Annotated in this window: 9 protein-coding genes; 6 read left to right on the top strand and 3 right to left on the bottom strand. The window is 72.3% G+C overall.

The window, feature by feature from the left end:
- A partial coding sequence (gene mshD / locus VK611_26370) for a mycothiol synthase (GenBank protein ID HMG44888.1) occupies positions 1 to 560 on the bottom strand: 560 nt, incomplete at its 3' end.
- Between the two features lie 49 nt (positions 561 to 609).
- Here mshD and nth point away from each other — a divergent pair.
- Positions 610 to 1,269: an endonuclease III gene (gene nth, locus VK611_26365; protein ID HMG44887.1), complete on the top strand. Its 660-nt coding sequence runs from the start codon at positions 610 to 612 to the stop codon at positions 1,267 to 1,269.
- Between the two features lie 206 nt (positions 1,270 to 1,475).
- On the opposite strand, the gene VK611_26360 is transcribed toward nth, so the two are convergent.
- The gene (locus VK611_26360) at positions 1,476 to 1,670 is read right to left on the bottom strand and encodes a hypothetical protein (GenBank protein ID HMG44886.1); all 195 of its coding nucleotides are present in this window, start codon (positions 1,668 to 1,670) and stop codon (positions 1,476 to 1,478) included.
- A gap of 57 nt (positions 1,671 to 1,727) precedes the next feature.
- Here VK611_26360 and hisD point away from each other — a divergent pair, with 57 nt between their 5' ends.
- Genes hisD through hisB form a run of 3 tightly spaced genes read left to right on the top strand, consistent with a single transcriptional unit; the run spans position 1,728 to position 4,677 of the window.
- A complete protein-coding gene (gene hisD / locus VK611_26355; protein ID HMG44885.1) occupies positions 1,728 to 3,026 on the top strand; it encodes a histidinol dehydrogenase in 1,299 nt (432 codons plus the stop codon).
- Complete coding sequence (gene hisC / locus VK611_26350) at positions 3,023 to 4,078, top strand: histidinol-phosphate transaminase (protein ID HMG44884.1); 1,056 nt, start codon at positions 3,023 to 3,025, stop codon at positions 4,076 to 4,078. The genes hisD and hisC overlap by 4 nt, the downstream gene beginning before the upstream one ends.
- On the top strand, positions 4,075 to 4,677 hold the full coding sequence (hisB, locus tag VK611_26345; GenBank protein HMG44883.1) for an imidazoleglycerol-phosphate dehydratase HisB: 603 nt from the start codon (positions 4,075 to 4,077) through the stop codon (positions 4,675 to 4,677). Before hisC ends, hisB begins: the two co-directional genes overlap by 4 nt.
- 68 nt (positions 4,678 to 4,745) lie before the next feature.
- Here hisB and VK611_26340 read toward each other — a convergent pair whose 3' ends face one another.
- Positions 4,746 to 5,621, bottom strand: a complete 876-nt coding sequence (locus VK611_26340) for a hypothetical protein (GenBank protein HMG44882.1) — start codon at positions 5,619 to 5,621, stop codon at positions 4,746 to 4,748.
- Positions 5,622 to 5,728: 107 nt separating this feature from the next.
- On the opposite strand from VK611_26340, the gene hisH reads away from it, so the two are divergent.
- A complete protein-coding gene (gene hisH, locus VK611_26335; GenBank protein HMG44881.1) occupies positions 5,729 to 6,355 on the top strand; it encodes an imidazole glycerol phosphate synthase subunit HisH in 627 nt (208 codons plus the stop codon).
- A complete protein-coding gene (gene hisA, locus VK611_26330; protein ID HMG44880.1) occupies positions 6,355 to 7,083 on the top strand; it encodes a 1-(5-phosphoribosyl)-5-[(5-phosphoribosylamino)methylideneamino]imidazole-4-carboxamide isomerase in 729 nt (242 codons plus the stop codon). The genes hisH and hisA overlap by 1 nt, the downstream gene beginning before the upstream one ends.
- Positions 7,084 to 7,159 lie beyond the last annotated feature (76 nt).

Raw genomic sequence — 7,159 nt, 5'->3', positions numbered from 1 at the left:
ACCTGGTGGATCGTGAAGCCGAGTCGGCGGTAGAGGTGCACGGCCGGCGTGTTGTTCGACTCGACGTACAGCATCCCGACCCGCAGCCCCCGGTGGGCCAGGTGGGCGAGGCCGGCGAGCACGAGGGCCCGCCCCAGTCCCTGCCCGTGCCAGTCGGGGTCGACACCGATGACGTAGATCTCGCCCATGGCCGGGTCGACGTCGGTGACCGGGTGGACCTTGGTCCAGCAGAAGCCCTGCAGCATCCCGTCGTCGGTCTCGAGGAGCAGGAAGCCCTCGGGGTCGAACCAGTCCTCCGCCTCCTGGGCGGCGATGTCGGCCGGGGTCCAGCTGCTCTGGTCGGGGTGGGAGGCGAAGGCCCGGTTGTTGACCCGCAGCCACGCCGCCTCGTCGCGCCCCACCTCGAACGGCCGGGTGGCGAGCCGCGGTGCGCCGTCGGTCTCGGGCTCGACGGGTAGCGGTCGCCGCATCTGGTACAGCTCGCGCACCATGCGGAGCCCCTGTGCAGCGGCGTCTCGGTCGTCGTCGTCGGTGGCCCCGTAGACCCATCTCGCGGGCATCGCCGGGATCGTACAAACCCGCTGCCCAGGGACCGGTATCGTCGGCCCGATGGCTACTGGTCGCCCGCGCACGCCGGCCGGTCGGGCTCGCGTGGTGTCCGAGCGGCTCGCCGAGGAGTACCCCGGCACCGCCACGGAGCTGTGCGAGCTCGACTACGAGAACCCCTTCCAGCTCCTGACGGCGACCATCCTCTCCGCGCAGACCACCGACGTGAACGTCAACAAGGCGACGCCCGCCCTGTTCGCCCGCTACCCGACCCCCCAGGACCTTGCCGGCGCCAACCCGGCCGAGGTCGAGGTGCTGGTGCAGTCCACCGGCTTCTACCGCAACAAGACGAAGAGCATCATGGGGATGGCCCGGGCGCTGGTCGAGCGGTTCCACTCCGAGGTCCCCACCAAGCTGTCCGACCTCGTGACCCTGCCCGGCGTCGGCCGCAAGACCGGCAACGTGGTGCGGAGCGTGGCGATGGGACTACCCGGGCTGCCGGTCGACACGCACGTGCTGCGGCTGTCACAGCGTCTCGGGCTCACCACCAACACCGATCCGGTGAAGGTCGAGATGGATCTGAACCCGATGGTGAAGGCCAGCGAGCGCGGGGCGTTGAGCTTGCGGATGATCCTGCACGGGCGCCGCGTGTGCAGTGCGCGCCGGCCCCGCTGCGGAGAGTGTCTACTAGCCGATTTCTGCCCTTCCGCAGGCTCTTTTTGAGGTTTCTCTTGCCTCTCGGCAAGAAAAGCAGCCAACCCGCGCGACCTTCCGCCCTCCGGAAGCGATAACTTCATTGACGACCAGGTTCCCGCCACCTGGTTCCTGCGACGCAGAGATCCGCCGCTCTGCGTCGCCTGCGACGGCGCCCCGCGTGGGCGCCGTCGCCGCGTCAAGGGATGAGGTGGGCGGCCTTCGGGTCGCCCACCTCACCCGCGCATCAGCCGCATCGCCTTGGCCACGTTCCGGTTGGCGCTCCGCAGCGAGCGCTCGACGTCGTAGAGGGCCTGCGCCACGTCCTCGCGGGGGCTGTTGGTGTGGCGGCCGGCCATCTCGGTGATCCGGTTCGTCAGCTCGTCGAGGGTGCTGGCCATGGCCGACAGCTGGGCGCGATCGCTCTCCATGCCGTTGGGTCTAACCCATGCCGGACGGCGCCCTGGACACCGGTAGCGTCAGGGGTCGTGCTCAACCGCCTCGACCTGCGGGGCAGCGGCTCCGACGACCTGGTCACCCGCCTGCCCCGCCCCCGAGCCCAGACCGAGCCGCCGGTCGACGAGGTGCGCGCCCTGCTGGCCGAGGTGCGCCGCGACGGCGACGCCGCCCTGCTGCGGCTCACCGAGCGCTACGACGGCGCCACGCTCGACTCGGTGTGGGTGCCCGACGACGACCTGAAGGCGGCGCTGGAGGCCATCCCGGCCGCTCTGCGGGCCGCCCTCGAGGTCGCCCACGACAACATCACCGCCTACCACGAGACCCAGCTCGGCCCCGAGGTGGTCCATCGCCGGGGCGGGATCGAGATCCGGGAGCTCGTGCGGCCGGTCGACCGGGTGGGCTGCTACGTGCCCAGCGCCGAGGCGCCGCTGGTGTCGACCATGCTGATGACCACCATCCCGGCCAAGGTGGCAGGCGTCGGTTCGATCGTGGCGGCCACGTCGCCCCGACCCGACGGCACCGTCGACCCGGGCCTGCTCGCGGCCGCGGCGCTCGTGGGCATCGAGGGCGTGCTGCGGGTGGGCGGGCCGGCCGTGATCGGGGCGCTGGCGTTCGGGACCGAGACGATCCGCCCGGTCGACGTGATCGTCGGCCCTGGCAGCGCCCGGGTGGCCCAGGCCAAGCGTGAAGTCGCCGGTCAGGGCCTGGTGGGGGTGCCGTCGGCGTTCGCCGGTCCCTCCGAGGTGGTGGTGATCGCGGACGCAAGCACTCCTCCTGAGCACGCCGCCATCGACGTGATCCTCCAGGCCGAGCACGGCCCCGACGGGCTGGCGTGGCTGGTGACCTGGGACGAAGCGGTGGCCGACGCCGTTGTGGCCGAGGTCGCCCGCCTCGTTCCCGAGTCGCCCCGCCGCCGCCAGCTGGAGGCGACGCTGGCCGAGGGCGGCTACGCCGTGCTGTGCGACGGTCCCGAGCAGGCACTGGCGGTGTCCAACGCCATCGCCCCGGAGCACCTGGAGCTGCTGGTCGACGACGCCGAGTCGCTGCTGCCGCTGGTCCGCCACGCCGGGGCGGTGTTCTGCGGGCCGCTGGCACCGGCGTCGGTGGGCGACTACATGGCCGGCGCCAACCACGTGCTGCCCACCTTCGGCACCGCCCGGTTCGCCGGTGCGCTGCGGGTGGACGACTTCCGCAAGCACGTGCACGTCGTGTCGCTGGGAGCCGAGGGGCTGGCCGAGGTCGGCCCCCACGTCGTCGCCTTCGCCGACTACGAGGGCCTCCCCGCCCTCGCCGAGTCGATCCGCATACGGGGCGGGGCCGGGTCGTGATCGAACCCCGGGACGACGTCGCCCTCCTGGAGGGCTACCACTCGCCGCAGGTCGACGTCGACGTGCGGCTCAACACCAACGAGGCACCCGGCCCGCCGCCCGAGGCGTTCACCCGGCGCCTGGCCGAGGCGCTGTCCGACGTCCGCTGGCACCGCTACCCCGACCGTGGGTACCGGGTGCTGCGGGAAGCGCTCGCGGCCCTCCACGGCGTCGAGCCCGAGCAGGTGTTCGCCGCCAACGGCTCCAACGAGGTGCTCCAGACCCTGTGCCTCACCTACGGGGGCGCCGGCCGCCGGGCCGCCGTGTTCGAGCCGACCTACGCCCTGCACGGCCACATCGCCCGCCTGGCCGGCACCGAGGTGGTGGTGGGGGAGCGGGCCGAGGAATTCACGCTCGACCTCGACGAGGTCCAGCGGGTCCTCGACGTCGCCCGGCCCGAGATCACGTTCGTCTGCTCGCCCAACAACCCCACCGGCATGGTCGAGACCGAGGACGTGCTGCGGGCGGTCGCCGGCCTGGCGCCGGGGATCGTGGTGGTCGACGAGGCCTACGGGCAGTTCGCCCCCTGGAGCGGCCTGGAGCTGGTGGCCGAGGACCGGCCCCTGGTCGTCACCCGCACCTACTCGAAGACGTGGGCCATGGCCGGCGCCCGGCTGGGCTACCTGGTGGGCCCGAGCCGGCTGGTGGCGGAGCTCGACAAGGTCGTGCTGCCCTACCACCTCGACGTCGTGAAGCAGCTGGCCGGCACCCTGGCGCTCGACTTCCGGCCCGAGATGGAGGCCCGGGTGGCCGGCATCGTCGAGGAGCGGGAGCGGCTGGTGGCGGCCCTGGCCGACCTGCCGGTCACGGTGTGGCCCTCCGGCGCCAACTTCGTCCTGTTCCGCCCGCTGGCCCGTCACGGCGGCGAGGTGTGGAAGGCGCTGGTCGAGCGGTCGGTGCTGGTGCGCAACTGCTCCGCCTGGCCTCGACTGGAGGGGTGCCTGCGCGTCACCATCGGGACCCCGGCCGAGGACGACCGGTTCCTCGAAGCCCTGGAGGAGATCCTGCGATGAGCCCCGCCCGACGAGCCAGCCGGAGCCGGACCACCAAGGAGACGTCGGTCTCGGTCGCGATCGACCTCGACGGCCCCGAGGGCAAGGTCCACGCCGCCACCGGGCTGCCGTTCTTCGACCACATGCTCGACCAGCTCGGGCGCCACGGCGGGTTCGACCTGTCGGTGGAGGCCACCGGCGACCTGCACGTCGACGGCCACCACACCGTCGAGGACGTGGCCATCGTGCTGGGTGAGGCGTTCCGGGAGGCGCTGGGCGACAAGGCCGGCGTGAGGCGCTTCGCCAGCGGGCTCTTCCCGCTCGACGAGGCGCTGGTGGAGGTGGCGCTCGACCTGTCCGGGCGCCCCTTCGTGGTCTACGACGTGCCGTTCGGCGAGTTCGTGCTGCCCCTCGGCAACCCGCCCTTCAACCCGGAGATGGCCGAGCACTTCTGGCAGTCGTTCGCGGTGAACGCCGCCATCACCCTGCACGTCACCCGCCGGGCGGGGCGCAACACCCACCACCTGGTGGAGGCGTCGTTCAAGGGCGTGGCCCGCTGCCTGCGCGACGCCGTGCGCGTCGAGGGCGGGGCGGTCCCGTCGACGAAGGGGACCTTGTAGCGAGCGACAACCCGAAATCTCGACAGAAATGGTGGCTATAGCGCCACCTCTGTCGAAGTTTCGCAGGGTCAGGCCAGGTTGACGGTGCGGACGCCGGGGAGGGCGTCGACCAGGAGCCGCCATGTCTCGCCCGAGTCCTCCGACAGGTGGATCTCGCCGGTGGGCGTGCCCAGGGCGACGCGCGGGCCGTCGGCGGTCAGCTCGAACGTGTCGACGTTGTAGGGGAACGCCTTCGGCAGGCTCCCGTCGACGCCGCAGGGCGTGAAGGGCTGGCCCGAGCCGTCGAGCGGGCGCCGGTAGATGCCCCCGTGGTTGGTGCCCGGGCCGGTGGAGGCGCTCACCAGCAGCCAGCCCTCGGCGATGGTGGCCGCCCGGCAGTAGGCGGCGTGGAGGCCGTCGGTGGACCAGGTCCACGACTTGCCGCCGTCGTGGCTCTGGCCGACACCGCGCGCGGTCGCGGCGGCGATGGTCGTGTCGAGCGCCACCACCTGGTGCACGTCCTGGTCGGCGGCCACGGCCTCGACCCAGCCGGTGCCGTTGGTGCGCCACACGCCGCCCACGTGCACGTTCACCAGCAGGCCGTTGGGGCCCATCGCCAGCGAACGGGTGTCGGGCGGGCCGCCCCACGGCGTGTACCACTCGTGGCGCTCGGGGATGGCGTCGAACGACTCGATCGCCTGCAGGTCGCCGTTGCCGATCTTGAACAGCCGGGCCCCGCTCGTGCCCACCAGGCAGGCCCCCTCGGCGCCCGCCAGCAGGCACTTCGGGACGACCCCGCCGGGCAGGTCGACCTTCTTCTCCGTGTCCAACGACACGACGGTGTCGTCGGCGATGGCCCAGTCCCCGGAGACCGCCAGCACCTCGGTGCCGGCCAGCAAGTGTCTCCCGACAACGCCGTCGAGCCCGATCTCGTAGAGCCCATCGGCGGTTCCCGTGACGATCATGTACCCCATTGTGGTTCCCCGGGGCGTCCACGTGTCGAACCCTCGGTGTTCGCGGGCGGTTAACGGCACCACTCCGTGCACCGGCCGGCCGTAGGATCGAGGCCCGTATGACCCTCATCGCCGTCCTCGACTACGGCATCGGCAACCTGCGTTCGGCGGCCAAGGCGCTCGAACGGGTGGGTGCTGACGCCCATCTGACCGCCGACCACGGGCTCATCCGCGAGGCGGCGGGTGTGGTGCTGCCGGGCGTCGGCAACTTCGGTCGCTGCATGGAGGCGCTGGAGGAGAGCGAGCTCGACGAGGTGGCCCTGGAGGCGGCGTTCTCGGGCCGGCCGTTCCTGGGCATCTGCGTGGGGATGCAGATGCTGTACCACGGCTCGGAGGAGACGCCGAACGTGCCGGGCCTGGGGGTGCTGCCGGGTGTCATGCGCCACCTGCCCGAGGGCGTGAAGCGGCCGCAGATGCAGTGGAACCGCCTCGAGATGCACCACAGCAGCACCCTGCTGGCGGGCCTCCCGCCCGAGGACAGCTGGGTGTACTTCGTGCACAGCTACGCCGTCGAGCCCGACGAGAACACGGTCGCCACCTGCGACTACGGCGGTCCGATGGCGGCGGTGGTCGAGCGGGGGGCGTTGTGCGCCACCCAGTTCCACCCCGAGAAGTCGGGCGCGGTGGGCCTGCGCATCCTGACGAACTTCGTGCGCAACGCCGTGCAGTCGGCCGAAGCCGCGTGATGGAGCTCTATCCGGCGATCGACCTGCTGGGCGGCAAGTGCGTCCAGCTCTACCAGGGCGACTACGGCAGGTCGCGGGTCTACGGCGACGACCCGGTGGCGCAGGCCAAGGCGTTCGCTGCCGAAGGCGCCCCCTGGGTGCACATGGTCGACCTCGACGCCGCTCGCACCGGGAGCCCCCGCAACCGGGACCTGATCGCGGCGGTGGCGGGCGCGGTCGACGTCCCCGTGCAGACCGGCGGTGGGGTACGTGACGATGCCGCTGCCGCTGCCCTCTTCGACGCGGGCGTCCGTCGGGTGGTCGTCGGGACCGCCGCCTTGGAGTCGCCCGACTGGGTCCGCCGGCTGGCCAGGCGGTACCCGGGTGGCGTCGCCGTCGGCCTCGACGCCCGAGGGCGTGACGTGGCCGTCCGCGGCTGGTTGGAGGACTCCGGTCGCGACGTGGTCGACGTGGCCCGGGAGTTCGAGGACGCCGGCGTAGCGGCCCTGGTCGTCACCGAGATCGGCCGCGACGGCACGCTGGAGGGCCCGGCACTCGACCAGCTGGCCGCGGTGCTGGAGGCCACGTCGCTCGACGTCGTGGCGTCCGGCGGCGTCGGGTCGCTCGACGACCTGCGGGCGCTCGCAGCACTCGAGGTGGGCGCACGGCGGTTGGCCGGCGCGATCGTCGGTACCGCCATCTACGAAGGTGCCTTCACGGTCACCGAGGGGGTCGGGGCGAGTGCGTAGCGTCCGGGTGATCCCGTGCCTCGACGTCGACGCCGGTCGGGTGGTGAAGGGCGTCAACTTCGTGGGCCTGCGCGAC

The organism is Acidimicrobiales bacterium, assembly GCA_035316325.1.
Taxonomy (GTDB): Bacteria; Actinomycetota; Acidimicrobiia; order Acidimicrobiales; family VFJN01; genus DASXTK01.
This window is presented reverse-complemented; position numbering and strand designations above follow the sequence as displayed.